Source organism: Pedobacter hartonius, assembly GCF_900107535.1.
Taxonomy (GTDB): domain Bacteria; phylum Bacteroidota; class Bacteroidia; order Sphingobacteriales; family Sphingobacteriaceae; genus Pedobacter; species Pedobacter hartonius.
In genome coordinates, this window is sequence record NZ_FNRA01000007.1 from 85,793 (window position 1) to 110,613 (window position 24,821).

Annotated in this window: 27 protein-coding genes; 10 read left to right on the forward strand and 17 right to left on the reverse strand. The window is 42.4% G+C overall.

The genetic code is table 11. The features are described from left to right. Positions 1–125: 125 nt before the first annotated feature. The 4 genes from BLW16_RS13430 to BLW16_RS13445 all read right to left on the reverse strand — a co-directional run bounded on the left by BLW16_RS13430 (position 126) and on the right by BLW16_RS13445 (position 2,451). Positions 126–398: a hypothetical protein gene (locus tag BLW16_RS13430; RefSeq protein WP_245735278.1), complete on the reverse strand. Its 273-nt coding sequence runs from the start codon at positions 396–398 to the stop codon at positions 126–128. Between the two features lie 191 nt (positions 399–589). After that, the gene (gene trmD, locus BLW16_RS13435) at positions 590–1,267 is read right to left on the reverse strand and encodes a tRNA (guanosine(37)-N1)-methyltransferase TrmD (RefSeq protein ID WP_090557420.1); all 678 of its coding nucleotides are present in this window, start codon (positions 1,265–1,267) and stop codon (positions 590–592) included. Between the two features lie 10 nt (positions 1,268–1,277). Next, the gene (rimM, locus tag BLW16_RS13440; RefSeq protein WP_090557422.1) at positions 1,278–1,805 is read right to left on the reverse strand and encodes a ribosome maturation factor RimM; all 528 of its coding nucleotides are present in this window, start codon (positions 1,803–1,805) and stop codon (positions 1,278–1,280) included. A gap of 88 nt (positions 1,806–1,893) precedes the next feature. Beyond that, positions 1,894–2,451, reverse strand: a complete 558-nt coding sequence (locus BLW16_RS13445; RefSeq protein WP_090557424.1) for a 30S ribosomal protein S16 — start codon at positions 2,449–2,451, stop codon at positions 1,894–1,896. Between the two features lie 170 nt (positions 2,452–2,621). On the opposite strand from BLW16_RS13445, the gene BLW16_RS13450 reads away from it, so the two are divergent. Then, positions 2,622–3,140: a 5' nucleotidase, NT5C type gene (locus BLW16_RS13450; protein WP_245735281.1), complete on the forward strand. Its 519-nt coding sequence runs from the start codon at positions 2,622–2,624 to the stop codon at positions 3,138–3,140. 101 nt (positions 3,141–3,241) lie between these two features. On the opposite strand, the gene pfkA is transcribed toward BLW16_RS13450, so the two are convergent. The 4 genes from pfkA to BLW16_RS13470 form a co-directional block, all read right to left on the reverse strand. Further along, the gene (gene pfkA, locus BLW16_RS13455) at positions 3,242–4,225 is read right to left on the reverse strand and encodes a 6-phosphofructokinase (RefSeq protein ID WP_090557426.1); all 984 of its coding nucleotides are present in this window, start codon (positions 4,223–4,225) and stop codon (positions 3,242–3,244) included. Positions 4,226–4,231: 6 nt separating this feature from the next. Further along, positions 4,232–5,935 (reverse strand): cytochrome c biogenesis protein CcdA, encoded by a 1,704-nt coding sequence (locus BLW16_RS13460; protein ID WP_090557428.1) that lies wholly within the window; start codon positions 5,933–5,935, stop codon positions 4,232–4,234. Positions 5,936–6,151: 216 nt separating this feature from the next. Next, positions 6,152–6,601 carry a protein-disulfide reductase DsbD domain-containing protein gene (locus tag BLW16_RS13465; protein ID WP_090557431.1) on the reverse strand — a complete coding sequence of 150 codons (450 nt, stop codon included), beginning with the start codon at positions 6,599–6,601 and terminating at the stop codon, positions 6,152–6,154. 48 nt (positions 6,602–6,649) lie between these two features. Then, a complete protein-coding gene (locus tag BLW16_RS13470) occupies positions 6,650–7,417 on the reverse strand; it encodes a biotin--[acetyl-CoA-carboxylase] ligase (RefSeq protein WP_090557433.1) in 768 nt (255 codons plus the stop codon). A 44-nt stretch (positions 7,418–7,461) separates the two neighbouring features. Between BLW16_RS13470 and rsfS the strand changes: the two genes are divergently transcribed. From rsfS to BLW16_RS13495, 5 genes are all read left to right on the forward strand, one after another. After that, positions 7,462–7,836 carry a ribosome silencing factor gene (gene rsfS / locus BLW16_RS13475; RefSeq protein WP_090557434.1) on the forward strand — a complete coding sequence of 125 codons (375 nt, stop codon included), beginning with the start codon at positions 7,462–7,464 and terminating at the stop codon, positions 7,834–7,836. Between the two features lie 34 nt (positions 7,837–7,870). Beyond that, positions 7,871–9,961: an ATP-dependent zinc metalloprotease FtsH gene (gene ftsH, locus BLW16_RS13480; protein ID WP_090557435.1), complete on the forward strand. Its 2,091-nt coding sequence runs from the start codon at positions 7,871–7,873 to the stop codon at positions 9,959–9,961. Between the two features lie 55 nt (positions 9,962–10,016). Beyond that, complete coding sequence (locus tag BLW16_RS13485; protein ID WP_090557437.1) at positions 10,017–10,661, forward strand: LutC/YkgG family protein; 645 nt, start codon at positions 10,017–10,019, stop codon at positions 10,659–10,661. A gap of 68 nt (positions 10,662–10,729) precedes the next feature. Next, entirely contained in the window at positions 10,730–11,809 is a 1,080-nt protein-coding gene (locus BLW16_RS13490) for a 3-oxoacyl-ACP synthase III family protein (RefSeq protein WP_090557441.1), read from the forward strand. Positions 11,810–11,927: 118 nt separating this feature from the next. Beyond that, the gene (locus tag BLW16_RS13495; RefSeq protein ID WP_090557443.1) at positions 11,928–12,689 is read left to right on the forward strand and encodes a hypothetical protein; all 762 of its coding nucleotides are present in this window, start codon (positions 11,928–11,930) and stop codon (positions 12,687–12,689) included. Here BLW16_RS13495 and BLW16_RS13500 read toward each other — a convergent pair whose 3' ends face one another. From BLW16_RS13500 to BLW16_RS13520, 5 genes are all read right to left on the reverse strand, one after another. Further along, positions 12,690–14,195, reverse strand: coding sequence for a tetratricopeptide repeat protein (locus BLW16_RS13500; protein WP_090557444.1), 1,506 nt, complete (start codon positions 14,193–14,195; stop codon positions 12,690–12,692). A 139-nt stretch (positions 14,196–14,334) separates the two neighbouring features. Continuing rightward, on the reverse strand, positions 14,335–15,078 hold the full coding sequence (locus BLW16_RS13505) for a zinc ribbon domain-containing protein (protein ID WP_090557446.1): 744 nt from the start codon (positions 15,076–15,078) through the stop codon (positions 14,335–14,337). After that, on the reverse strand, positions 15,078–16,175 hold the full coding sequence (locus tag BLW16_RS13510; protein ID WP_090557448.1) for a Nif3-like dinuclear metal center hexameric protein: 1,098 nt from the start codon (positions 16,173–16,175) through the stop codon (positions 15,078–15,080). Before BLW16_RS13510 ends, BLW16_RS13505 begins: the two co-directional genes overlap by 1 nt. 27 nt (positions 16,176–16,202) lie before the next feature. Then, the gene (locus BLW16_RS13515) at positions 16,203–16,604 is read right to left on the reverse strand and encodes a TM2 domain-containing protein (protein ID WP_245735283.1); all 402 of its coding nucleotides are present in this window, start codon (positions 16,602–16,604) and stop codon (positions 16,203–16,205) included. Further along, positions 16,583–16,909, reverse strand: coding sequence for a DUF2752 domain-containing protein (locus tag BLW16_RS13520; RefSeq protein ID WP_090557450.1), 327 nt, complete (start codon positions 16,907–16,909; stop codon positions 16,583–16,585). Before BLW16_RS13520 ends, BLW16_RS13515 begins: the two co-directional genes overlap by 22 nt. 51 nt (positions 16,910–16,960) lie before the next feature. Between BLW16_RS13520 and mfd the strand changes: the two genes are divergently transcribed. Beyond that, positions 16,961–20,302: a transcription-repair coupling factor gene (gene mfd / locus BLW16_RS13525; protein WP_090557452.1), complete on the forward strand. Its 3,342-nt coding sequence runs from the start codon at positions 16,961–16,963 to the stop codon at positions 20,300–20,302. A 7-nt stretch (positions 20,303–20,309) separates the two neighbouring features. After that, positions 20,310–20,525, forward strand: coding sequence for a DUF3820 family protein (locus tag BLW16_RS13530; RefSeq protein WP_090557454.1), 216 nt, complete (start codon positions 20,310–20,312; stop codon positions 20,523–20,525). Here the strand turns inward: BLW16_RS13530 and BLW16_RS13535 are convergent. Genes BLW16_RS13535 through BLW16_RS13545 form a run of 3 tightly spaced genes read right to left on the reverse strand, consistent with a single transcriptional unit; the run spans position 20,522 to position 22,450 of the window. After that, positions 20,522–21,331, reverse strand: coding sequence for a phosphatidate cytidylyltransferase (locus BLW16_RS13535; RefSeq protein WP_090557455.1), 810 nt, complete (start codon positions 21,329–21,331; stop codon positions 20,522–20,524). The genes BLW16_RS13530 and BLW16_RS13535 overlap by 4 nt on opposite strands. Continuing rightward, entirely contained in the window at positions 21,328–21,537 is a 210-nt protein-coding gene (locus BLW16_RS13540; RefSeq protein ID WP_090557457.1) for a putative signal transducing protein, read from the reverse strand. The genes BLW16_RS13535 and BLW16_RS13540 overlap by 4 nt, the downstream gene beginning before the upstream one ends. Further along, positions 21,518–22,450 carry a CPBP family intramembrane glutamic endopeptidase gene (locus BLW16_RS13545; RefSeq protein WP_090557459.1) on the reverse strand — a complete coding sequence of 311 codons (933 nt, stop codon included), beginning with the start codon at positions 22,448–22,450 and terminating at the stop codon, positions 21,518–21,520. Before BLW16_RS13545 ends, BLW16_RS13540 begins: the two co-directional genes overlap by 20 nt. A gap of 52 nt (positions 22,451–22,502) precedes the next feature. Here BLW16_RS13545 and dusB point away from each other — a divergent pair, with 52 nt between their 5' ends. Together dusB and apaG are read left to right on the forward strand one after the other, a co-directional pair. Then, positions 22,503–23,510: a tRNA dihydrouridine synthase DusB gene (dusB, locus tag BLW16_RS13550; RefSeq protein WP_090557460.1), complete on the forward strand. Its 1,008-nt coding sequence runs from the start codon at positions 22,503–22,505 to the stop codon at positions 23,508–23,510. Between the two features lie 31 nt (positions 23,511–23,541). Beyond that, positions 23,542–23,928 carry a Co2+/Mg2+ efflux protein ApaG gene (gene apaG / locus BLW16_RS13555; protein ID WP_090557462.1) on the forward strand — a complete coding sequence of 129 codons (387 nt, stop codon included), beginning with the start codon at positions 23,542–23,544 and terminating at the stop codon, positions 23,926–23,928. Here the strand turns inward: apaG and BLW16_RS13560 are convergent. Then, entirely contained in the window at positions 23,925–24,620 is a 696-nt protein-coding gene (locus tag BLW16_RS13560; RefSeq protein ID WP_090557464.1) for a zinc metallopeptidase, read from the reverse strand. The two genes, apaG and BLW16_RS13560, sit on opposite strands and share 4 nt — an antisense overlap. Positions 24,621–24,821 lie beyond the last annotated feature (201 nt).

Here is a 24,821-nt window from a genome sequence, read left to right on the forward strand (position 1 = left end):
CGGACTGCAATATTAGGAATTTTATTTTATAAAAAAAAGGGAATTTTATTTTTTTCCACATTCTTTGAGAAATTAACATCCATAACCTTCAGGTAAGTTCTACCTGGCTATGCCCGTTTTACTCCTTATTCGCCCCTGAACAATTGAGCAAGGCTCTTTCCGCTGGTTTTTCCATTCTCCAGTGTCCCGCTTTCTATTCCAAATAATATTTCAAGCTGTTTAACTTTTTCATAAGGAATATCCTGAGGGTCTCCCAATTTTATCCTGCGATAATTATGGAATGTATTCATCGAAACATCCAATACTTTTGGTATAGTCTTCATCGCAAATTTATATTCCTTAATCGTAAGATTGTCTAAGAAAGCATTAATCTTATATTTTTCGATATTTTCGCTCATCACTATTGAAATTATTTTTAATGTATATAAGTGCCCTGAAACCATCCTCAGGAAACAATTTCGTAAATATATAAATAATTACATATAAAAATAAAATAAAGGAAAAGAAATTACTTCATACAGAAATAACCGGACCCGGCAGAACGCAGATCCGGCACAAAATATGGCTAAATGGAAAAAGAATTGCGCAATTAATCTTCCAGCAAATCCGGACGAAGACGCTGCGTACGTGCTAAAGCCATCTCGTGTCTCCAATTATTAATTTTGAACTCATGTCCGCTCAAAAGAATTTCAGGCACCTGATGCCCCCGCCAGTCAGCAGGACGCGTATATATCGGCGCGTCAAGCAAGCCGCCCTGAAAACTATCAGACAAAGCCGAGGTTTCATCATTCAGTACGCCCGGTATTAACCTCACTATGGCGTCCACAAGGACCGCAGCAGGCAGCTCCCCTCCGGACAGGACATAATCCCCTATCGATATCTCCCTGGTTACATAGATGTCCCTGATGCGCTGATCAATTCCCTTATAATGCCCGCACAGGACAATCACATTTTTTATTCCTGACAGCTCATTTGCCATCGACTGGTTGAGCGTCACACCATCAGGACTCATAAAGATGATCTCATCATAAGTTCTCTGCTCCTGCAGCGCTTCAATACACCTGGCGAAGGGTTCTATAGACATCACCATTCCGCTGCCTCCACCGTACGGGTAATCATCTATACTACGCTGTTTGTTCGTTGAGTAATCCCTGAGGCTGTGTACCACAATTTCAGCAATTCCTTTCGTCTGCGCCCTTTGCAGGATAGAATGGGCAAAAGGACTCTGAAGCAGATCTGGTAAAACGGTGATGATATCGAAACGCATAAGGTTAAAATTAATTAGACAGGTATATATCCAGCAATCCATCAGGAAGGTCAACCAGTAAGGTTCCTTCATCTTCATCGATCTCGATGATCATATCGTCATTTAAAGGGAACATGATCTCCTTGTTCTGATAGGAAACGGTGGCCACAAATTGTTGCGGATATTCGTTGACCTCAATGATCTCCCCAAGTTCACCTATGGTTTCGTCAGATACAATAAACCCCTTCAGGTCATTATAATGGAAATCATCGTCAGACCGGTCTGGCATTTTAGTGAGGGGCAGATAGATCTTTTTCCGCAATAAAGGCTGTGCTTTATCGATATGGTCAATGTCATCGAAATAAATATTGCAGGTGTTGTTCGGCTGCATCTTGCAGGCCGACACAAAAAAAGGCACCATTTTACCGTTGATGTCTGCAAATACAACGTCCAGATCCAGCAGATCCGGTTCATCGTATTCGAAATAAAGCTGTACTTCCCCCTTTAACCCCTTGGTTTTGGTGATATATCCTATATAAAACGCTTCTTCCTGTGTCATTGCTCTGATCGGTTTATTCTCTAAATAAAAATAGCGAAGAAAACCTTCTGATGAAGGCTTCTTCGCTATGATTAAGAATTACAAAATACTATGCTTGTTCTTCTGTGTTTTCTTCTGTTGCAGGAGCCTCAGTTTCAGTTTCCGCCTCAGCTGCAGGAGCTTCTTCTTCAACTACTTCTTCCTCTACAGGTGCATTTTTAATAGCAAGTGCAGCAGCACGGTCAGCATTTTTCTTTGCTTCAGCAGCAAGAGCAGCTTTTCTAACTTCATCTTTAGATTTAGTCAGACCGTCTTTTTTGCCTTCAATTTTACCGTCTTTTGCGCTTAACCATTCTTCAAATTTAGCATCAGCCTGTTCTGAAGTTAAAGCACCTTTTTTCACACCACCTTCTAAGTGTTTTTTGTAAAGAACACCTTTGTAAGAAAGAATTGCGCGACATGTGTCAGTAGGCTCAGCACCTTTGTTAACCCAGTCTAATGTTTTTTCGAAATTAATTTCGATAGTTGCAGGATTGGTGTTTGGATTGTATGAACCTAAACGCTCAATAAATTTACCATCTCTTGGTGAACGGGAATCCGCTACCACTACGTGGAAAAAAGGGTTCCCTTTTTTACCGAATCTTTGCAATCTGATTTTAGTTGCCATTTTTTTATACGTTTATGTATTCAACATAGTTCCCGGAGCTTCATGCTTGCGGGGATGCAAAAGTAAGTAAAATACTACTGATAAGCAAGATGCCACAATTTTTAATTCAATTATCATAAATTTAGCCTCCAATTCAGGATATTTGGCCTGAACGAAAGACAGAAACATATATGAGAATAGCAATAGACATGGACGAAGTGCTAGCCGATCCGATCAATAAATTCATCAAACTCTATAACCGGGACTTTGGTATTCCCCTGGATACCATCCTTGATCCCGGTAATGAAATCTATCATCATGTTCCTGAACATATCAATCATAAATGGTTTGATTATATCAATGAAAAAGGATTTTTCCGGGATCTTCCTGTCATTGAAGGTAGCGTTGAAGCACTAAAAAAATTGCAGGAAAATAACGAAGTGTATATCGTTTCTGCAGCAGTAGAATTCCGCAACTCCCTGGAAGATAAAATGGACTGGCTCGAAGAAAATTTTCCATTTATATCCTGGCAAAACATCGTTTTCTGCGGAAATAAGATCATCAAAGCCGATGTCCTGATAGACGACCGCATTAAAAACTTCGCCGACTTTGACGGCCGCAAGCTTTTATTCTCTTCCCCGCATAACATGCTGATCACAAATTACGAGCGTGTAGATAACTGGCAGCAGGCACTGGATAAACTGTTATAAAATGGTCAATCAATGCTTCATACCGCTAATTGCGTCAGGAAGCATTGATTGTACCATTTCTTTCAGCGAAGCCAGAAGATTTCCTCTAAACTCCCTGCAAATTACAGTGACAGTATCTCTACCAGCTTTAGCCAAACAGGGCTCACTTCTTCCGCGTCAATATGTTTAATCGCATGGTCAAACGGAGTAAAAACAATCTCCTTATTGATCTGCCCTACCATTTTGCCCGATTCTCCGTGTAAAAGCCCTTCAACGGCAGCAACACCAAAACGGCTCGCCAGTACCCTGTCCATACAACTCGGCTTACCACCACGCTGGATATGCCCCAAAACAGAAACCCTGATATCATAATTAGGGAAGTTCTCTTTCAACACTTCTCCTACATTAAACGCGCCGCCTGCATCATCACCCTCCGCAACGATAATGATCTTTGATGATTTGTCTTTGCGTCCGTATTCCAGCCTCTTGATCAATCCTTCAACCCCCATATTGGCTTCAGGAATCATGATTGCTTCGGCACCTACGCCTATTCCGCTTCTCAGCGCAATCAGACCTGAATCACGCCCCATTACCTCAACAATGAAAAGTCTGTCATGAGATTCTGCAGTATCCCTGATCTTATCAATAGCATTCACAACAGTATTGATCGCGGTGTCGTATCCGATGGTAAAATCGGTTCCTGCAAGGTCATTATCAATTGTTCCCGGTAATCCGATCACAGGGATATCAAACTCAGCGGTAAATAAATTTGCCCCAGTGAACGTTCCGTCTCCGCCAATCACTACCAATGCATCAATATGATGCACCTTTAGCTGATCATACGCCTTTTGTCTGCCTTCTTTTGTACGGAATTCATCACTTCGTGCCGTTTTAAGAATAGTCCCGCCACGCTGTATGATATTGGCTACCGACTTACGCTCCATCGGAAGAAAATCACCATTAATTAATCCCTCATATCCCCTATACACGCCAAAAACGCTCAAATCATAATATATTCCCGCTCTTACTACTGCCCTTATGGCAGCATTCATTCCCGGTGCGTCTCCTCCTGATGTTAATACAGCAATGTTTTTAATCTTGTTCATTCTTTGTTATTTCTTGGATGCTTTAAATTTATCGAGTCCGCTTTTTAAATAAGCAGCGTATAGTTTTGCGTCAAAGACCGCCCCCTGTGGTGCAACCAGCGGAACCAGGTCCTGTCCCGCCATCACATAAAACGGCTGAGAATTGGCATTGTATTTCGAGGCCTGGAAATCTCCGTTCCATCTCCCCAGGTCATCGGTCGTCGTGCGCAAAATTTTTGAATAATGCACTTTTTCAACAGGCATCTTTACAGAACGTTCATCCACATATAATTGGATCAAGACAAATTCATCTTTTATCAGGTGGCCCACTTCAGGATCTATCCATACCTTATCTTCCATTTTCCGGCAGTTCACACAGGCATGGCCGGTAAAATCTATCAGAACCGGTTTATTTACCTTTTTGGCATAAGCAAGGCCTTCGTCTAAATCAAAAAAGGCGTTAAATCCATGCGGGGGATGAAGCACATCGTTATATTTTACTGCAGCCGGAAAAGATGCTGATCCGGCAGGCTCAGTGCTGCCTGTACCCCCAAGTATAAAATCCTGGGTATTTAACGGCGGCGCGATCCCGCTTAAGATATTAACCGGCGCTCCCCACAGGCCGGGAACAAGGTATATCGCAAACGAAAAGGACAGAATAGCGAAGAACAACCTCGGTACGGTAACATACGGAACGTCACTGTCATGAGAGAATTTTAGTTTTCCAATGATGTACATACCCATCAAGGTGAAGATCACGATCCATAATACCAGGAAAATTTCCCTGTCAAACCATTCCCAATGCCATACCAGATCGGCCGCAGATAAAAACTTCAGCGCCAGGGCAAGCTCCAGAAAACCAAGACATACCTTCAGGCTGTTTAACCAACCTCCTGATTTAGGCATACTGTTTAAAAATCCCGGGAATACGGCTGATAGCGTAAAAGGCAATGCCAGTGCAAGTGCAAAACCAAACATACCAATGGCAGGTGCAAGGATCTCCCCTTTAGAACTTGCCTGTACAAGCAGAGTACCTATAATAGGTCCTGTACAGGAGAAAGAAACCAGCGCCAGTGAAGCCGCCATAAAAAATATCCCGCCCAACCCTTTACTGTTGTCCGCCTTCTGGTCTATCTTGTTTACCAATGAACTTGGCAGGTTGATTTCGAAGGCACCAAAGAAGGAAATTGCGAAGACAACCAGCAGGATAAAAAAGGTAAAGTTAAATATACCGCTGCTGCTCAGTTCATTGAGCTTGGCAGATCCAAAAACCACCGTAATAAACAGCCCGAATGCCACATAGATAATAATAATAGATATTCCATAGATCAGCGCCTGCCCGATTCCTTTGGCCTTACTTCCCGCCCTCTTGGTAAAATAGCTCACCGTGAGCGGTACCATTGGAAAAATACAGGGCATCAGAAAAGCAATGAAACCACCGATCAGACCCTGGATAAAGGTTTGCCATAATGTTTGCTCCTGGTCAGTTGATCCATTCGATTGCACGGACTTAGTTTCCGCAGCAGCAACCGTAGCTTTGCCGGTATCTTTTTTTAGCGTATCCTTTACTGCAGCATTTGCGGCACTGTCAGCCGGAGACCCGATTTCTGTAAATTGAATATCATCACTGACCGCAGTTGAGTCCTGCTGCTGTACAAAGGCAAAACTTTGTCCCTGCTGCATAAAAAATGCCCCCAGTACCAGAAAAAACACTAAAATTAACTTATTCATGTTGTTTTTATTTTATTTATTCATTATTGCTGTAACCGCTATACTGACGGCCTCTTGCTATGAGGCCGTGAAATTACTTATAATTTCTTGTTTAAAAAGTTTTGATCCCGGTCGTCCTTAATATTTTACTATTCATGGATATTCATCCGCCGGGACAAAACAAAGAGCCCCGGAAATTCCGGGGCTCTTTGTTTCGACGCCTGATTAAACATTTGTCTATTTCACCTGCACAGAGAACTTGATCTCGTCCGGCGGCAGGCATTTTGATTCGTCGCAAACCATAAATTCTACAGTTCCCGTTACGGTAGTAGCCGGTTTATTCAGCTTTATTTTTTGCTGAAATACAACTGATTTTTCAAAGTAGCCAACATTCATATCAAAAACCTTTTCAAATTTTGACAATGGTTTGGGCTCAGTAGTAACACCCACTTTAGTAAATTCCTTTGACGGATTAAATGTAATAGTTGTCTTTACAGGCCCGCCGGGTTTAACCGTTTGGGAATAGATATGCCATCCGTCCTGTATCGTTGCTTTAATATAAACTATCGCTTCAGTATTGCTGATTTTTTTTTGCGCATAAGACCAGGTTACCGGAGTTTCGATCTGGGCTGAGGCTGCCAGAACGGTAAACAATAACATTGCAAATACTAAGGTTACTTTTTTCATGGTTATAATTTAGTTGGTGTGTTCTTATTTATTTTTGGTTGGTTATGGTTAAATGAATTCGATCTCTTTAAAATTATACGACATTATCCCTGATCCGGTTTCCATACTTAAAAAACCTGTATCACTTACATCAACGATCTTTCCTTCTATAATCTGGCCATTTTGGCGGTAAGGAGCCTTTATATTGAACCGGTAAAGAAAATTCAAATATTCTTCCCGTAATATTTTATAGTTTCCCGCTCTTAATTTTAGATACCTCACTTCTATATGACTGCAAATTTGAGCCAAAAGCGATATTAAATTAACATGTTGGTGTAAAATTTGATAGACGGATCCTGCACGGTCTTCCAGGCCTGCTTCAAAAACTTCCTGGTTCACATTGATCCCTATTCCGATAATACTGGCTTTGATACGGTTCCCCGATAACACATTTTCTATCAGTATGCCGCCTATCTTTTTCGTACCGAAATAAATATCATTGGGCCATTTGATCGTTAAGCCCTCCCCTGTTAAAGTTTTCAAGGCATGCTGGATCGCTACACTTACAGCCATGTTAAGGGTAAATTGTGCGGCGGGCGCAAGAAATTCAGGGTAGAGCAGGATACTGAAGGTCAGGTTTTTTCCGGGTTCGACATGCCAGTTGCTCTCCACCTGCCCTCTTCCGGCATATTGATTCTCTGCCATAATAACAGTTCCTTCGGGTAATGGCTCGGAATTTGACACCATACTTTTCAAAAAGTTGTTGGTAGAATCAACCGCTGATAATTTGATAAGATTTTGACCAACAAATAATGTTGAAAAAGTGTTATTTTGCAATAGTTGATTTTATAGTTGTTATTTATCAAAAATAAAACATTTTAATGGTAAAAAAGAAATTAGTAAACCTTTCTACCTACCTTTCAGAAATAGCCGTTCATGGCATGCAGGAAAAAAAGGGACATGATATTGTCCGTCTGGACTTAAGAGATCTAAATAGTTCTGTATCAGATTATTTTATAGTTTGCAATGCAGACTCCTCAACACAGGTAAAAGCTATCGCCGATAGCGTTGAAGACGAAATTTATAAAAGCACACAATCCACGCCCTGGAGAAAAGAAGGGTTAGAAAACGCAGAGTGGATAATATTAGATTATTTTGACGTGGTTATTCATATCTTCAAAACCGAGAAAAGAGATTTCTACGGGATTGAAGATCTTTGGGGTGATGCCCAAACGACTACTTACCAAAGCGCATAACCAGTTACAACCTTATACATTTTTTTGAATCACGATGAAAGAGAAAGAAAATACAAAACCCAAATTAATTAAGCGAATACCAAATATTCCCAAAAAACCCCAAAAGGGTTCCAATTTTAATATATTCTGGGTTTATGCAGCTATTATATTAGGACTTGTCCTGGTTTCGGTCCTGTTTACCAACGAGACGAACAAAACCATTGATTACCGGGAATTTGAAACGAGCATGCTTATGCCGGGCGATGTTCAGAAAATTGTTGCCTACAAGTATGAGGATCTCGTTCGGGCCGACGTATTTATTAAACCTGACAGGTTAAGTCAGGAGAAATACAAAAAATACCAGACCAAAAATAATTTCGGCTCATCCGGAGGCCCTACGGTATCTTTTACCGCAGGATCGATGGATGCACTTGACAATCAGCTGAAAGAATCACAGAAAGCCATTCCTGCAGACAACCAGATCCTGGCAGAAAAGGAAACCAGGCAGAGTACATTTAATTCCTGGTTCTTCACTGTAATCATCCCTGTGTTACTGTTTATCGGATTCTGGATATTCATCATGCGCAAAATGGGAGGCGGAGCAGGCGGTGGTGGCGGACAGATCTTCAATATCGGAAAATCTAAAGCTACATTGTTCGACAAAGAAAGTCAGGTAAATGTGACCTTTAACGATGTTGCAGGCCTCGAAGAAGCAAAACAAGAGGTAATGGAGATCGTCGATTTCCTTAAAAACCCAAAAAAATACACAAACCTGGGAGGTAAGATCCCTAAAGGAGCCTTATTGGTAGGTTCTCCGGGTACCGGTAAAACATTACTTGCCAAAGCCGTAGCCGGTGAAGCGCAGGTTCCGTTCTTCTCGCTTTCGGGTTCAGACTTTGTGGAAATGTTTGTTGGTGTCGGTGCGTCCCGCGTGCGTGATCTCTTTAAACAGGCCAAAGACAAAGCCCCTTGTATCATCTTTATTGATGAGGTAGATGCGATAGGCCGTGCCCGTGGAAAGAACAGCATGATGGGCGGTAACGATGAACGCGAAAATACACTGAACCAGTTACTGGTTGAGATGGATGGTTTCGGAACTGACTCAGGAATTATTATACTGGCAGCTACGAACAGACCTGATGTATTGGACAGCGCTTTGCTTCGTCCGGGAAGGTTTGACAGACAGATCTCTATCGATAAGCCTGATTTAGTAGGCAGGGAGCAGATCTTCAAAGTGCATTTGAAACCGATCAAAACTGATGTTGTAGTAGATGCCAAGAAGCTTTCTGCACAAACTCCCGGATTTGCCGGTGCCGAGATCGCTAACGTATGTAACGAGGCGGCCCTGATAGCAGCAAGAAGAAACAAAGAATCTGTAGATATGCAGGATTTCCAGGACGCTATCGACCGCGTGATTGGTGGTTTGGAGAAGAAAAATAAAATCATTTCCCCTGAGGAAAAACGTATCGTTGCTTACCATGAAGCAGGGCACGCTATTGCCGGTTGGTTCCTGGAACATGCAGATCCGCTGGTAAAAGTATCTATTGTACCACGTGGGGTTGCGGCTTTGGGTTATGCACAATACCTGCCTAAAGAGCAGTTCCTGTATACTACAGAACAGCTTACAGATGGTATGTGTATGACAATGGGCGGCCGTGTTGCGGAAGACCTCGTTTTTGGCAAGATCTCAACAGGTGCACAGAATGACCTGGAAAGAATCACTAAATTATCCTATGCAATGGTGACCATCTATGGTATGAACGCCGCTGTTGGTAACGTGTCTTTCCATGATCCCCAAAATGAATACAATTTCAACAAACCATATTCTGAAAAAACCTCTGAATTAATTGACATTGAAGTCCGTAAACTGATTGGTGACGTTTATGAAAGAACAATGCAGTTACTGGTTGATAAAAGAGAAGGTTTGGAAAAATTAGCCGCCAAACTGTTGGAAAAAGAAATCCTGTTCCAGGCCGACCTTGAAGAGATCCTTGGTAAACGCCCGTTCGATAACCGTACCACGTACGACGAATTTGTGAACGGCACTGGAGACCAGAAACCAGCAGCTGAAGGACTGGTTCATGAAGGCGTTGGTGAAACAACAGATCCTTCCGCACCGATAAATCCTGCCCAGGCAGAATCTTAATAATTAATTTTATGGAGCTATCACCTTTAACAGGGTGGTAGCAAATCCATTTTTTATGCAAGAGAATATTTCCTCAAAGGAGTTAATGTTAAAGAAGATAAGGAAAGCTCTGCTGGAAAAAAGAGATAACCCTTATCCTAATTTAGAAGAAACCCTAATCTATAAAGCCACCACGGAGATCCCGGAAGTCCTGTTTGCCGAACAGCTAACTGCTGTATCCGGCAATTTTATTTATTGTGAAAACGGCGTGGATTTTATCGAAAACCTTCTTGAACTTGCAGATAGGTTCAAATGGAGAAAGATCTATTGCTGGGAACCGGAACTTCAGGCCCTGCTTACTGCCTATGAATTTCCTTTTTACAAGACCGATAAAGAATTTGAAATGGCCGAGGTAGGTATTACCATGTGCGAAGCCTTAATTGCCCGCAATGGCTCTGTAATGGTGTCCAATCAGAACGAGGCCGGAAGAAGGTTAAGTATATTCCCCCATCATCATATTGTAATTGCACGAACAGGCCAGTTAGTGATGGATCTGAAAGATGGCTTTAAGCTGATTAAAAATAAATACGGATCCCAAATTCCGTCTATGATCAGTACCATTACCGGCCCCAGCAGGACTGCAGACATCGAAAAGACCCTTGTCCTGGGTGCCCACGGGCCTAAAGAATTGTTTGTTTTTTTAATTGATGATTTCTCTTAAAATTTTTATTTTCAAGAAATTAATCATAGGTTTATACCAAATACTAAAACAGTATACGGTTCAATACAATGAGTAATAAGCAGCTTTTTTCAGTAATCGCAGGTACAGGATGTTTTATCCCGGAGAACATTATATCAGGCGAATCATTCTTAAGCTCTATCTTTTACGAGAATGGAGCAATCATTGAAAAGAACATCGCGGAAATTATCAGCAAGTTTTCAGAGATCACCGAGATCATGGAACGCCGTTATATTGACAGCGATATGCTGAACAGCAATATTGCGGCAATTGCAGCCCAACGGGCAATAGATGATGCCGGCATAGATAAAGAAACAATAGACCACATTATTTTCTGCCATAACTTTGGCGACATTGAGCAGGGAAGTAACCGTATGGATATGCTCCCCGCCCTTGCTGTTAAGGTAAAGCAGCAGTTGGAGATCAGTAATCCTGATTGTGTGGCATATGACCTCATCTTTGGCTGCCCTGGTTGGGTACAGGGCTCTATACAGGCCAATTACCTGATCCAAAGTGGAGACGCTAAACGCGTACTGGTCATCGGTGCAGAAACACTTTCCAGGATCGTCGATCCGCATGATCGCGACAGTATGATATTTTCTGATGGTGCCGGGGCTGTTGTCTTCGAGGCTGCGGCGTCTGAAACACCTACCGGTATCATTGCCCATAAAACCGGAACCTACGCAGGTAACTGGGCTTCTTTGCTGGTGATGGGGCCAAGTGGCAACCCAACCGTTACAGACGGTAATACTTACCTTAAAATGAATGGCCGTAAATTGTATGAGTTTGCGGTTCTCCATGTTCCCCAGGTTGTAAGGGCGGCTATCGATAAAGCAGGGATCAGCATCACCGACATCAAAACCGTATTTATCCACCAGGCCAATGGGAAAATGGACAATGCAATTATGAAAAGACTGTTCAAACTGTATGACATGGATACCGTTCCTGAAAATCTGGTGCCAATGACCATTTCATGGCTGGGAAATAGCTCTGTGGCAACTATCCCCACCTTACTTGACCTTGTGCTCAAAGGACAGGTAGAAGGCTACCAGGTTAAAAAGGGGGAATATGCCGTATTCACCTCTGTAGGTGCGGGAATGCATATTAACGCGTTCGTATATAAATTCTAATTAGTATATTTTTTTTGCCTTAAATTGTTTATTTTTGAATAAACCGTTTAAAATCATGAAAAAATTAACGTTTTTTTTCGCCATAATAGCATTATTATCGTCCTGTAAAGCTTATCAAATGAGTACAATTTCAAGTCTGGATGCCAAACTTGACTCAACAGGCGTCTTTAAAATAGAAAACGACTCCCTTTCCCTCAGCTACAACTTTACAGGAGAGAACGAGCCCCTGAATATCGAAGTTTTCAATAAGCTTAACGAACCGCTGTATGTAAACTGGGCCAAATCAGCAATGATATCTTCAGACAAGGCTTACAGTTATGCAAGTGACGAGATCAGGATCCAGGGTTCAACCTCATCCATTAGTACCCAGTATTCCAGAAGGGGAGATGTCTTTACCGACGGATCAATATCTGCCACAGCAAAACTCAGCCAGTACGAAACTTTTATTCCGCCACACTCCAAAATAAACAGGACGATTTATATCCTTAAGAATTTAGAGACGGATAAGCTGCTAAAGGCAGACTTTCAAAAAGTTTATCTTAATTACGATGACGGATCCGGCCTGGCGCCAGGTAAACGCGCAAGTTTTTCAGCAGACCATTCTCCTCTGAAATTCAAAAGCTACCTCACTATGTACACGATGAAAGACAACCAGCCAATGGTATTTTCCCGGCAGCAGGAATTCTTTATTTCCGGCATAGTGAAGACTGCAGTGAGTCCTTCTAGCTTGTACGAGTTCAAACACAACAGGGGAGACGTGATCGTCAACGCCAAAACAACGGGTTATGCAAAAACCATAGCCGTTATAGGGCTGGTAGGAGCAGTAGGGGCCCTTACTGCCGCTGAAACGACATTAAATGAAAAGAACCAGCCTAAATAGTTAGTCGCGTAAACTCTTCATTGCATCTTTAGCCTGGGCTTCAATACTATTCTCATATTCATGATTTTTCATATTAATTGCCTCGTTGAAAAAAGCCTTCGCTCTTGCATTGTTGTTTCTTTTCATACAGATCTTGCCCATATTTAAAGCTGCAGTTGCTGCATAATAGTATTTGAGGTCCTTTCCGTAACTGACAGCATTCTGATAGCTCAGCAAAGCGCTGTCGTCTTTCTCCAGGGCATCATAAATCCTTCCCGAACGGTAGTAAAACTCGGCCTTGTCTTTTGTTGTTCTGTAATCCGCGGCACTACGGCCAGATAAAACATCCAGTGCTTTTGTATAATACCCGCCATCAAACAGAAGTCTCGCTTTCAACAGTTCAGCATTTGGGGCGGGAGATGACGCTTCATTCATTGCCTGCTTGTCCCTTTCCCCAAAAGTATATCCCATGCTCTTTACTTTAGCCATATAAGCATTATAAGCGCCTGTGTCGCCATTTAACAATGCAACCCATGACAAGTGAAGGTTGGTGTCTTTAATGTAATTGACGCCCTTGTTTAAGGCCAGAAACTTCTTGAAGTTTACTGCAGCGGTATAATCCAGCCGGTTGAGTTTGGCTGTGCCCATCAGCAGCTCAAGGTAAGGAAACGCCTGGTAGCCATCTCCTGAAGGACGGTTGGTCAGTATGCTGATTGCTTCCTCGTTGTGCCCGTTTCTGGCGCAGACATAGGCCTGCAAATAAGCCTTCAGCAAACTGCTGTCAGCTATGCGGGCAGTATATTTCATGGTTTTGGCATACGCTTCAGGAGAATGTACTATATCCGAGAGCACAAATGCATAATAAAATACAACTTCTTCATAAAACGGCTCGTATGTGGACCGGGGCAGGTTTTGCGCAAGGTTATCCAGCATGGCAAGCCCGTTCTGAACATTTCCTTTTATCCCGAAAGTGGCCAGCGCGCTTTTTAAGATCCCATCAGGAAGATTTCCAAGAAAAACGTTAATCAGCCCGATTCCTTTTCCGTTCAAATGAAATCCGGGATATTTTTTACTGTTCTCCTGCAGCTGTGAGTTGGCCTTCCTGATCTCTCTGGCTGCAGCAAAATATTCGCCGTAACGGCTCCTCAGCAGCGCCCACTGCAGGTTAATCTCTGCCTGGGCATATAAATAATAGGGCGAATTGTTCTCCTCATCTTCGATTTGATTGAGCCTGCGTGACCGTTCGTCCTTTAAACGTTCAAAATCCTGTTTATTCTCTGAGGTGATCAGGTAAAAATAATCAGCATAATTTTCTAAAAGGGGAACAATTGCATTTTTTGGATGGGTCTTCTTTTCTGTGGCAATCATTTGCCGCGCCGCATTCAGCTTCAGTTCAAATATAAGCTGGTATGCTTTCAGGCAATTGGCATTAAAATCAAAATTGGCTTTAACTGTACAGGGAAGGATGATAAAAAGGCAGGAAATTGAATATTTTATCAGTAGAGTGAGACTACTTTTAGCAAACATAAATTAATAATTCTAGAACTTAACAATACCAATTAACGATTGGAACGGAGTATTGTTTTTTCATTAGCAGATAATTGACTTCTATGCATAAAAAAAGGCCAGGTTTACACCTGGCCGTCCGTTATATTTATGTTGCTGACTAAGCTGAAACTGATTCCAGTGTTAAGGCTTCATCAACTAAAATCCTTCCGCAGTGTTCACACACAATGATTTTTTTGCGCTGACGAATATCAAGCTGGCGCTGGGGAGGAATCTGGTTGAAACATCCTGAACAAGAGTCACGATCAATCGTAACAACTGCAAGGCCATTTACTGCATTACCTCTTAACCTTCTGTAGGCAACAAGTAACCGTTCTTCTATTCCGGCCTCTGCTTTTTCAGATTTCTTAGACAAAGCAAGTTCATCTTTCTCTGTTTCAGCAGTGATCGTTTGCAATTCCCCTTTTTTGATTTCCAAATCACCTTTTCTTGATTCCAGATCAGCTAATGCTTTTTCGTAGATCTCAGTTTTGGAAGCAATTTCAAATCCATGCTCTCTGATTTTCTTTTCACAAACCTGGATCTCAAGAGACTGGATTTCCACTTCTTTTGTTAAAGCATCGTATTCACGATTATTTTTTACCTCTTTTAATTGAGTATCATACTTTTTGATCAGGTTCTGAGATTCCTTGATCATGTTTTTACGTGTTACAATGGCATCATCAGTTTCGTCCAATTCAGCCTTGAATTTTTGTATACGCGTTTCCAATCCTGCAACCTCATCCTCTAAATCAGCCACTTCCATTGGCAATTCACCACGGATTTGACGTATTTTATCAATTTTTGTATGAAGGGTTTGTAATTCGTATAAAGCTTTTAGCTTTTGCTCTACAGTTTGTTCCATTAAATGAAATAATTTATGGGGTTTGTATTATGCTCCGTTAAACGGATCGCAAAGTTAGGAAATTTTTCCCGAATAATATCTATCAACAAATCAGATGTAAATTGTTCACTTTCAAAGTGTCCGATATCGGCAATCATCAATTTTCCATCTGCATCAAAAAACTCGTGGTACTTGAAATCAGCAGTGATAAAAGCGTCAGCACCTGCTGCCTGTGCATGGCCCAGCAGGAAACTGCCCGAACCACCGCAAACGGCAACTTTTTTTATTTTTTTACCCGTAGCCCGCGTATGCCTGATCACGGTTGCATTCATCCTTGTTTTAACAAAACTTAGGAATTCCGCGGCATCCATTTCTTTTTCCAGCCAGCCAATCATCCCGGCACCTACAGTATCTAACTTATTTTCAAGGTCATAAATATCGTAAGCAATTTCCTCATAGGGGTGGTTTTCCAGCAGCGCAAGCATAACCTTACGTTCATTCTGTACAAGAAATATGGTTTCTATCCTGGTTTCAGCTTCATGGTGCTGTACCCATTGCTCACCTACAAAGGGATGGGTACCGGACCCGGCTTTAAACGTTCCGGTGCCTGCTGCGTTAAAGCTGCAATCGCTGTAATTCCCTATATTTCCGGCGCCAGCAGCAAACAGCGCATCCCTAAGCGGAGGTGCCTGCAATGACGGACAAAAAGTGACAAGTTTTTTCAACAGACCTTCACGCGGATGAAGGATCTTAGCCTGCTGCAATCCCAAACGCTTACAGATCATACCGTTTACTCCGTTATGAACGCTGTCAAGATTTGTATGGATAGCATATATGGCAATATTATTTTTGATGGCTTTCAAAAGGACGCGCTCTACATAATTTTTCCCTGTCAGCTTTTTCAGCCCTTTGAATACGATCGGGTGATGGGTAATAATGAGGTTACATCCTTTGGCTATAGCTTCATCAACGATCTCCTCCACACAATCCAGGGCTACCAGTGCCACAGTGATTTCCTGGTCCGGATGGCCGGTGAGCAAACCCGAATTATCATAATCCTCCTGGTAGTTCAGTGGTGCATATTCTTCCAGATGTTTGATCAACACAGCTAATCTCATGTTGTAAATATACGATCTGCTCCGGTATTATTGGATTCTGTTTCCCATTTTTACCATCTGCAAACTTTCAAATACCATTTTCTGGTTATATTCAAAGGCAAGGTCCTTATAGTTAACCAGGTCAATGATCGTTCCTATCGCGCATAATCCGTAAGTAAGAAAATACAGAATCCCCATCCCGATCTGGTTCACCAGGAACCGCGCAAGTCCCGGTACAAAAAATCCCAGCACACAATAGAGGATCATATCGTCAGGGCTTCTTCTTTTACTGCTGTATATCATGAGAAACCCATTCAATTGCTGTTCATTAAAACCCGTAGTAGCCGTTTGTAAATAAGAAAACTCCTGGGGCGAGATGCCCGGAAGCATCATAAATGGTGAATTGTACATAATTATTTCTCCTCTTTTTAATTCTTTAATTTTTTCCATTCGTACCGGCCAAGTGTTACAATCCTGTAACTGATGATCAGTACTGCCGGAATCCCAAGCCAGTGATAATGAATGCTCTCCCGGATGTTGCCATGGAAAAAATGGGTAATCGCCCTTCCCAGCCCGCATCCAGGGCACCAACTCATCCCCAGGTTCGCCAGCGGACAAAATGTAAAATGCAGTTCTTCATGATGATCTGCCGGTTTTGCTATGGCCATAAACCAAAAGGCCGCAATCCAGAAAACCAGTTCCAAAGGAATACGCATAAAGCTCTTTACCTTGCCCGTTTTGAATTTTAGAGTCATTAATGGTTGCATTGTTACATATTAGCGATTCATAAATCTTACATTTGCAGAGTGAACATTCGCGACCTGATCAACAGATATAAAACTGATGAGCGCATCGAAGCGCTGGCAAAGACCCTCAACACGGGTAAAGGTACTAAACTTCAGTTAAAGGGCTTAGTAGGTTCTGCAGATGCTGTAATTGCAGTGGCAACCTACTTCCTTTTGCATAAGCCACAGTTATTTATCCTTCCTGACAGGGAAGAAGCGGCTTATTTTATGGCCGATCTGGAAAGTATCCTGGAAAAAGAGGTGCTGCTCTTTCCTTCTTCCTTCCGTAAGGCTTTTGATTTCACACAGGTAGATACAGCCAATGTGCTTGCCAGGGCGGAGGTGCTCAATGAGCTCAACCATCAGTCTTCCTTCGGGAAAATCGTGGTGACCTATCCGGAAGCCCTTGCTGAAAAAGTGATAGACCGTACCGTTCTCGAAAAAAACACCCTGGAGATCAGCCTTGGTATAAAACTGGGAATAGACTTTATCAATGAATTCCTGATAGACTATGATTTTGACCGTACCGACTTCGTGTATGAACCCGGACAGTTCTCCGTCAGGGGGGGAATCGTGGATATTTTCTCCTTCTCTCATGATCTTCCTTACCGCATCGAGTTTTTCGGAGATGAAGTGGAAAGCATCAGGACATTCGAAATTGAAAGCCAACTTTCTGTAGAGGATGTAAAAACGCTCACTATCATTCCAAATGTCCAGTCGAAATACCTTACGGAGAGCAATATCAACCTACTGGACTACATCGAAAAAGATACCCAGCTCTGGTTTAAAGACGTAGAATTTACACTGGATATCGTTAAAGATGGCTATAAAAAAGCAGTAGAGCTGTGGAAAGCACTGCCGACAAAAGAAAAACACGAAAACCCGGACTGGATAGACCCTAAGTTTGCCTTTTCAGATGAAAAAATGATCGGGGATATCGTCCATGATTTTTCACTAATAGAGTTTGGAAAACAATTTTTTTACAGGTCGGAAAACGTCATCCTTTTTAACACCAAACCACAGCCTTCTTTCAACAAAGACTTCCACCTGCTGATCAATAATATCAAGGAAAACGAGAAAAATAATATTTTCAATTTTATATCTAGTTCTTCACCAAAACAGACCGAACGCCTGTATGCGATATTGGATGATATCGATAAAACAGTAAAATTTGTTCCTGTCAATATACAGCTGCGGGAAGGTTTTATTGATCCGCAGCAGCAGATCGCCATGTATACTGACCATCAGATCTTCGACAGGTTCTACAAATACAAACTGAGAAGAGGGTACCAGCGCAGCCAGGCTATCACCATGAAAGACCTAAAAGACCTTAAGCCTGGTGATTTCGTTACCCATATTGACCACGGTATAGGCAAATATGCCGGTCTGGAAAAGGTAGAGGTAAACGGAAAGACACAGGAAATGATCCGGCTGATCTATGCTGATAATGACCTGCTTTACGTGAATATCAATTCCCTGAACCGTATTGCAAAATACAGCGGTAAAGATGGTACTGCCCCAAAAATGAATAAACTGGGCACAGAAGCCTGGGATAAACTCAAAAAGACCACAAAAAAAAAAGTTAAAGACATTGCCCGCGACCTGATCAAACTCTATGCACTGAGAAAATCACAGGTGGGTACTGCATTTGATCCCGACGGTTACCTGGAAACAGAACTGGAAGCCTCATTTATCTATGAGGACACTCCAGACCAGGTAAAGGCTACAAACGATGTGAAAAAGGATATGGAAGCGCCCCACCCGATGGACAGGCTGGTGTGTGGTGATGTAGGCTTCGGAAAAACCGAAATTGCTATCAGGGCCGCATTTAAAGCCGTGGCCAACGGAAAGCAGGCCGCAGTTCTGGTACCTACTACGATCCTTGCATTACAGCATTTCAAGACATTTTCAGGCCGCCTGAAGGACTTTCCATGCCGGGTAGACTATATCAACCGTTTCAAGACCAGCAAACAGATTAAAGAGACGCTTGCACAGGTAGAGGAAGGCAAGATAGATATCATTATCGGCACCCACCGCCTACTCAGTAAAGACGTAAAGTTTAAGTCGCTCGGTATTATGATCATCGACGAAGAACAGAAGTTTGGGGTTACAGCCAAAGAAAAGCTGCGTGCCCTGCGTGTCAATGTCGATACTCTTACGCTTACCGCAACACCAATCCCCAGAACGCTCCATTTTTCACTGATGGGCGCAAGGGACCTTTCCATCATGAGCACGCCGCCGCCAAACCGCCAGGCAGTGAATACAGAGCTCCATGTCTTTAATGATAAACTGATCCAGGAGGCCGTACAGTTTGAACTGGACAGGGGAGGACAGGTATTTTTTATCCATAACAGGGTAAATGACCTTCCGCAGCTGGGCGGACTGATACAAACACTGGTACCGAAAGCCCGGATCGGGATTGCCCACGGGCAGCTGGACGGCGACGCCCTGGAAGATGTGATGCTTGATTTCATCAACGGTGAAAAAGACGTTCTTGTTGCTACAACCATTATTGAAGCCGGACTGGACATTCCAAATGCCAATACGATCATCATCAACCACGCCCATATGTTTGGTTTAAGTGATCTTCACCAGATGCGCGGAAGGGTAGGCCGTTCCAATAAAAAAGCCTTCTGTTACCTGCTGAGCCCGCCTTTGTCTACCCTGACATCGGAAGCCCGGAAACGCCTGAGTGCAATCGAAGAGTTCTCAGACCTTGGCAGCGGTTTTAATATTGCCATGCGTGATCTTGATATCCGCGGCAGCGGAAACCTGCTCGGCGCCGAACAAAGCGGATTTATTGCCGAAATAGGATTCGAAATGTATCACAAGATACTTGATGAGGCCATCCAGGAACTGAAATCTGATGAGTTTAAAGATCTCTTTAAAGATGACAAGGAGCGCCCGTTTGTTACTTTTACGCAAATAGATACCGATCTTGAACTCTATATTCCGGATGATTATGTAACGAATATTACGGAGCGCTATAACCTCTATACCGAACTTTCCAGACTGGATACCGAGGCCCAGCTTGCAGCCTTTGAAACTTCGCTGAAAGATCGTTTTGGTACTGTTCCAAAGCCGGTAAAGACCATGCTCAGCGTACTCCGCCTGCAGTGGTCAGCAAAAAAATTAGGCTTTGAAAAACTGAGCTTTAAAAAAGGTGTTTTAAGGGGTTATTTTATTGCCAACAAACAATCTAATTTCTTTGATTCAGCCATGTTCCACAAGATCCTCACCTTTGCGCAGATGCATCCCAGGATGTGTAACCTGAAAGAAGTTAAGGATACGCTCAGGATTGCTTTTGAAGACCTGAAAACCGTAGAGGATGCCATAGAAATGCTGGAAATGGTTAGCCAATAAATATCCCATGAATCCAAACCTGTTAACCGACCTGGTCACCATGAAAATGCCTTTTGGCAAATACAAAGACAAATTGCTTTGTGACCTCCCCGAATCTTACCTGATCTGGTTCCAGAACCAGGGTTTCCCTCCGGGCAAACTTGGAGAATTACTGGGTACAATGTACGAGATCAGGTTAAACGGACTGGAATATCTGCTGAAACCGATCAGGAATTCCCACTAATTCAGTACCAGGTACAGATAGGCATACACGATCGGCGCTGCAATCAGCAGGCCGTCAAACCTGTCCAGCAAGCCACCATGCCCAGGCAGCAGGTTTCCCGAATCCTTCGCGTTCAGGCTTCTTTTAAGCATTGATTCTACCAGGTCTCCCAGCGTACCAAAGCTCACAATCAGAACGGCCATGCCTGCCCAAACCAGGAACCCGATTTCCTTAAAGAAGAACGAGATGATGAATGATACCAGGAAACTGGTGAACATTCCTCCGAAAAAACCTTCCCATGTTTTTTTTGGGGAATGGCGTTCAAAGAGTTTATGTGCCCCAAATTTCCTGCCGAACAGGTACGCACCGGTATCACTTGCCCAGAGCATTAGCAAAAAGGCTAGCGGCAGGTGAAAATTATACAGGTTCCAGTTGCTCAAAAAACCTAATGAATAGTAAAAACAGAATGGGAGGGTCACAAAAAACAGCCCTGTAAATGTATAGGCTATATTGGTAAAAGGAGACTTATCCTTTCTGTACAGTTCAAACAAAAACACGGAGAATACCAGCGGGATTAACAATAAAAGGGACTTCAGCTCTACTTCATAAAAGTGGAAAGCCGCAATGAACATAAAGATCAACAGGCTTACCGTTAAGCCAACCGCAGTATGGGGCCTTATATCAGCAGTTTTAATCAGCTTATAAAATTCTGCCAGCGCAAAAACACTCAGCAGTAAATAAAATCCGGTAAAGGTATAGGCACCAAGAAAAATAGAACCTAGCATCACAGTAGTGAAGAAAAACGCAGTTATTGCCCTTGTTTTCATTCGCTTTCTATGGATTTAATATAGGCGTCAGCCGCTTCCAGATCAGCCGCGCTGACCATGATATCTACCGTTCCGAAGGTCTGGTAGGACGAATCCTTTTTATTCATAACCACTGCAGCAATATCATTTTCCATCAATCCCTGTTTAATGATCTCTGCCGTAACAGCATCTTGTGTGGTATATACCCTAACCCAATTGTTTTCCATTGCTCTCAGTAGTTTTATCTTTTAGATATTTAAATAAAAATATGCTCAAAATTAAGCTAATAATAGATGCATACCATGGGAAATATGCAGAATTATCTGCCTGTTCCAGGGGAATATGATGAGCCTGTAAATACCAGGCCTGGCATACCGCATAAGCATTGTTCAGAAAATGTGCGAACATCGCATACCATAAACTGCCTGTCCACAGATAGATATAGCCAAATGCGGCCCCTAAAAACATCCTTGGGAAAAATCCGAAAAACTGCACATGAATAGCACTGAAAATAAAAGCAGCCAGCCATATTGCTACATGCGGGTTATTGAACATCCTGGTAAATCCCCGCTGTATACCACCCCTGAAAAGAAATTCTTCTGCAATCGCAGGCAGGAGCGCAATGATGAGAATATTGATGAGAAACTCTCCGAAACCCCGGATCCTCAGTAATAAAATCGTCATATTCATTGCCGCATCCTCCTTTGCCCTCATCCAGTCTTCTACTGATTTCAGAAATCCAGGCAAAACCATCTGCTGGTTGACCAGTGTCACCCATTCCATCACCGGCAATGAGCATATCATTAGTAAAAATACAGTTAGCAGGATTGACAGCCGTGGTTTTTTAAACCCGTAGAACTTAACAATCCTGGCCTTTTCGGTGATTGCAAGCAATATAGGGGGCATCAGGAACAGAAACACGGAGGTGAGCGCCTGGGAAATCCTAAGTCCCGTAAGATAAGCCGGATCACCGCTAAATAACAATGCATTGTTACTTAATATATCAGTTCCATAGAGCAGTACCAGTACTGCTACACTTAAAACAGATCCGGTTATAGTCCCTGCCAGTGCATAACACGCCAGTATAAGTAGCTGACTGTAAGCAGATTTTTCTTCTCGTACTCCTGGAGTGAAATTCATTATTGGGGATTTTTGTACCTTTGTGTCTTAATTTTGGATTGAAGATAGAAAAATGTCTGTAAAGATAGGAAATATTGACCTGGGAGAGTTCCCTTTATTGCTTGCTCCAATGGAAGATGTGAGCGACCCTCCATTTCGTTTTGTTTGTAAACAGAGCGGAGTGGATATGATGTATACAGAGTTTATTTCTTCAGAGGGATTGATCCGTGATGCAGCAAAAAGTCGCCAGAAGCTAGACATATTCGAATACGAACGGCCTATTGGTATCCAGATATTCGGCAGTGAGATTGCTACCATGCATGAAGCTACCGAAATTGCTACTCTGGCAAAACCTGACCTGATTGATATCAACTACGGCTGCCCCGTAAAACAGGTAGCCTGTAAAGGTGCCGGTTCTGCCTTATTGCAGGACATCGACAAAATGGTAAAAATGACCGATGCAGTGGTAAGGGCCACGCATTTGCCTGTAACCGTTAAAACCAGGCTGGGCTGGGATGACAACACCAAAAATGTAGATGAGGTGGCTGAAAGGCTGCAGGACATCGGCATACAGGCATTAACTATTCACGGCAGGACCAGGTCACAGATGTACAAGGGAGAGGCAGACTGGAGAATGATCCGCGATATCAAAAGAAACCCGAGGATCAAAATCCCCATTTTTGGCAATGGTGATATTGACAGTCCGGAAAAAGCATTTGAATGGCGGAGGGAATTTGAAGTCGATGGAATCATGATCGGCCGGGCAGCCATTGGCTACCCATGGATTTTCAGGGAGGTTGCACATTACTTTAAAACCGGTGAAAAATTAGCCGGCCCTACAGTAGAGGAGCGGGTAGCCATTTGCCGCACACACCTTGATAAATCAATTGCCTGGAAAGGTCCGAAAGTGGGTATATTTGAAATGAGACGCCATTATGCAAATTATTTCAAAGGTCTTCCCGATTTTAAGAACTACAGAATGTTATTGGTTAAAGAAGATAACATTGAGATTATACATGCTATATTAGACGAAGTGTCAGACAAATATCAGTACATTCTACCCGAGGGTGAAATGGCTTGATTTTTGAAAAACTGATCATAAATACTTTAAGATGGTTACAGCGATTACACAGGGCGTTAAAATTTCAGTAGATACTGTATATCAGGAAGAATACTCTAATCCTGAAAAAGAGCATTTTATGTTTGCTTATCAGATCACAGTAGAAAATCTGTCAGACTATTCCATACAGTTAATGCGTCGTCAATGGTTTATTTTTGATTCTAATGGCACCCAGAGAGAAGTTGAAGGAGAAGGAGTTATTGGTTTGCAGCCCGTTATAGAGCCAGGAGAGAGCTATTCCTATGTTTCAGGATGTAATTTAACGACTGATATCGGTGCAATGTCAGGCACTTACCTGATGCACCGTATAGCCGATGAAACTGATTTTAGTGTAGATATACCAGAATTCCAGCTGATCGTTCCGTACCGCCTGAATTAATTCCTGTTCCTGCCGAACAGCATGGATGCATAATACAATAAATTAGCCAGTGCTCCAAGGGCTGCTACTACATAAGTCATGGCTGCCCACCATAAAGCATCTTTGGCCTGCTCATTTTCTTCAGTGGTATACATCACTACACGGTTATTCTTTAACCAGATCAGTGCCCTTTTACTGGCATCAAATTCAACAGGAAGCGTAATAAAACTAAAAATCGTGATCAGTGCAAGACCGGCTACGCCAATGCCCAATACGATAGGGTTCCCGGTAAACCCGATCAATAAAACACCCAGAATCAGTACCCACTGTAAAAGATTGGAAGAAATGCTCACTACGGGCACCATATTGGATCTTAATTCCAGCCAGTGATAAGATTTGGCATGCTGAACAGCATGTCCGCATTCATGTGCCGCGACGGCTGCTGCAGCCACACTTCTGCCATAATATACATCTGTGCTCAGATTAACTGTCTTATCTGCAGGATTATAGTGATCCGTAAGCTGCCCGTCCGCATTCATTACCCTTACATCATATATGCCATTGTCATGCAGCATCTTTTCTGCAACTTCATAGCCTGAAAGGCCTGAATTTAATTGCATTTCAGCATACCTGGAAAATTTGCTCCTGAATTTCCATTGCACAAACATACTGGCAATCAGCATCGGAATTATAAAAAACAAATAGGTTCCCATCTTTTTAATTATTTTACTACTTATATATGTAAATCAAAAATTGTTCCCATAATACTTTAAATCACTAATAATTTAAAAATTAACTGATAGCATGTAATTAAGTGCCTTATGGGTAAAAATTGAAATGATTTGCCAATAATCCATGTCCATTAAAAACTGCATCAAACGGGCATGCGTATTTGCATATAAATACTAATATAT

What these genes read in the sequence shown, in the direction of transcription:
- BLW16_RS13430 (WP_245735278.1), bottom strand. Translation starts at nt 398, where the DNA reads ATGAGCGAAAATATCGAAAAATATAAGATTAATGCTTTCTTAGACAAT.
- trmD (WP_090557420.1), bottom strand. Translation starts at nt 1,267, where the DNA reads ATGCGTTTCGATATCATCACCGTTTTACCAGATCTGCTTCAGAGTCCT.
- rimM (WP_090557422.1), bottom strand. Translation starts at nt 1,805, where the DNA reads ATGACACAGGAAGAAGCGTTTTATATAGGATATATCACCAAAACCAAG.
- BLW16_RS13445 (WP_090557424.1), bottom strand. Translation starts at nt 2,451, where the DNA reads ATGGCAACTAAAATCAGATTGCAAAGATTCGGTAAAAAAGGGAACCCT.
- BLW16_RS13450 (WP_245735281.1), top strand. Translation starts at nt 2,622, where the DNA reads ATGAGAATAGCAATAGACATGGACGAAGTGCTAGCCGATCCGATCAAT.
- pfkA (WP_090557426.1), bottom strand. Translation starts at nt 4,225, where the DNA reads ATGAACAAGATTAAAAACATTGCTGTATTAACATCAGGAGGAGACGCA.
- BLW16_RS13460 (WP_090557428.1), bottom strand. Translation starts at nt 5,935, where the DNA reads ATGAATAAGTTAATTTTAGTGTTTTTTCTGGTACTGGGGGCATTTTTT.
- BLW16_RS13465 (WP_090557431.1), bottom strand. Translation starts at nt 6,601, where the DNA reads ATGAAAAAAGTAACCTTAGTATTTGCAATGTTATTGTTTACCGTTCTG.
- rsfS (WP_090557434.1), top strand. Translation starts at nt 7,462, where the DNA reads ATGGTAAAAAAGAAATTAGTAAACCTTTCTACCTACCTTTCAGAAATA.
- ftsH (WP_090557435.1), top strand. Translation starts at nt 7,871, where the DNA reads ATGAAAGAGAAAGAAAATACAAAACCCAAATTAATTAAGCGAATACCA.
- BLW16_RS13485 (WP_090557437.1), top strand. Translation starts at nt 10,017, where the DNA reads ATGCAAGAGAATATTTCCTCAAAGGAGTTAATGTTAAAGAAGATAAGG.
- BLW16_RS13490 (WP_090557441.1), top strand. Translation starts at nt 10,730, where the DNA reads ATGAGTAATAAGCAGCTTTTTTCAGTAATCGCAGGTACAGGATGTTTT.
- BLW16_RS13495 (WP_090557443.1), top strand. Translation starts at nt 11,928, where the DNA reads ATGAGTACAATTTCAAGTCTGGATGCCAAACTTGACTCAACAGGCGTC.
- BLW16_RS13500 (WP_090557444.1), bottom strand. Translation starts at nt 14,195, where the DNA reads ATGTTTGCTAAAAGTAGTCTCACTCTACTGATAAAATATTCAATTTCC.
- BLW16_RS13505 (WP_090557446.1), bottom strand. Translation starts at nt 15,078, where the DNA reads ATGGAACAAACTGTAGAGCAAAAGCTAAAAGCTTTATACGAATTACAA.
- BLW16_RS13510 (WP_090557448.1), bottom strand. Translation starts at nt 16,175, where the DNA reads ATGAGATTAGCTGTGTTGATCAAACATCTGGAAGAATATGCACCACTG.
- BLW16_RS13515 (WP_245735283.1), bottom strand. Translation starts at nt 16,604, where the DNA reads ATGGAAAAAATTAAAGAATTAAAAAGAGGAGAAATAATTATGTACAAT.
- BLW16_RS13520 (WP_090557450.1), bottom strand. Translation starts at nt 16,909, where the DNA reads ATGACTCTAAAATTCAAAACGGGCAAGGTAAAGAGCTTTATGCGTATT.
- BLW16_RS13530 (WP_090557454.1), top strand. Translation starts at nt 20,310, where the DNA reads ATGAATCCAAACCTGTTAACCGACCTGGTCACCATGAAAATGCCTTTT.
- BLW16_RS13535 (WP_090557455.1), bottom strand. Translation starts at nt 21,331, where the DNA reads ATGAAAACAAGGGCAATAACTGCGTTTTTCTTCACTACTGTGATGCTA.
- BLW16_RS13540 (WP_090557457.1), bottom strand. Translation starts at nt 21,537, where the DNA reads ATGGAAAACAATTGGGTTAGGGTATATACCACACAAGATGCTGTTACG.
- BLW16_RS13545 (WP_090557459.1), bottom strand. Translation starts at nt 22,450, where the DNA reads ATGAATTTCACTCCAGGAGTACGAGAAGAAAAATCTGCTTACAGTCAG.
- dusB (WP_090557460.1), top strand. Translation starts at nt 22,503, where the DNA reads ATGTCTGTAAAGATAGGAAATATTGACCTGGGAGAGTTCCCTTTATTG.
- apaG (WP_090557462.1), top strand. Translation starts at nt 23,542, where the DNA reads ATGGTTACAGCGATTACACAGGGCGTTAAAATTTCAGTAGATACTGTA.
- BLW16_RS13560 (WP_090557464.1), bottom strand. Translation starts at nt 24,620, where the DNA reads ATGGGAACCTATTTGTTTTTTATAATTCCGATGCTGATTGCCAGTATG.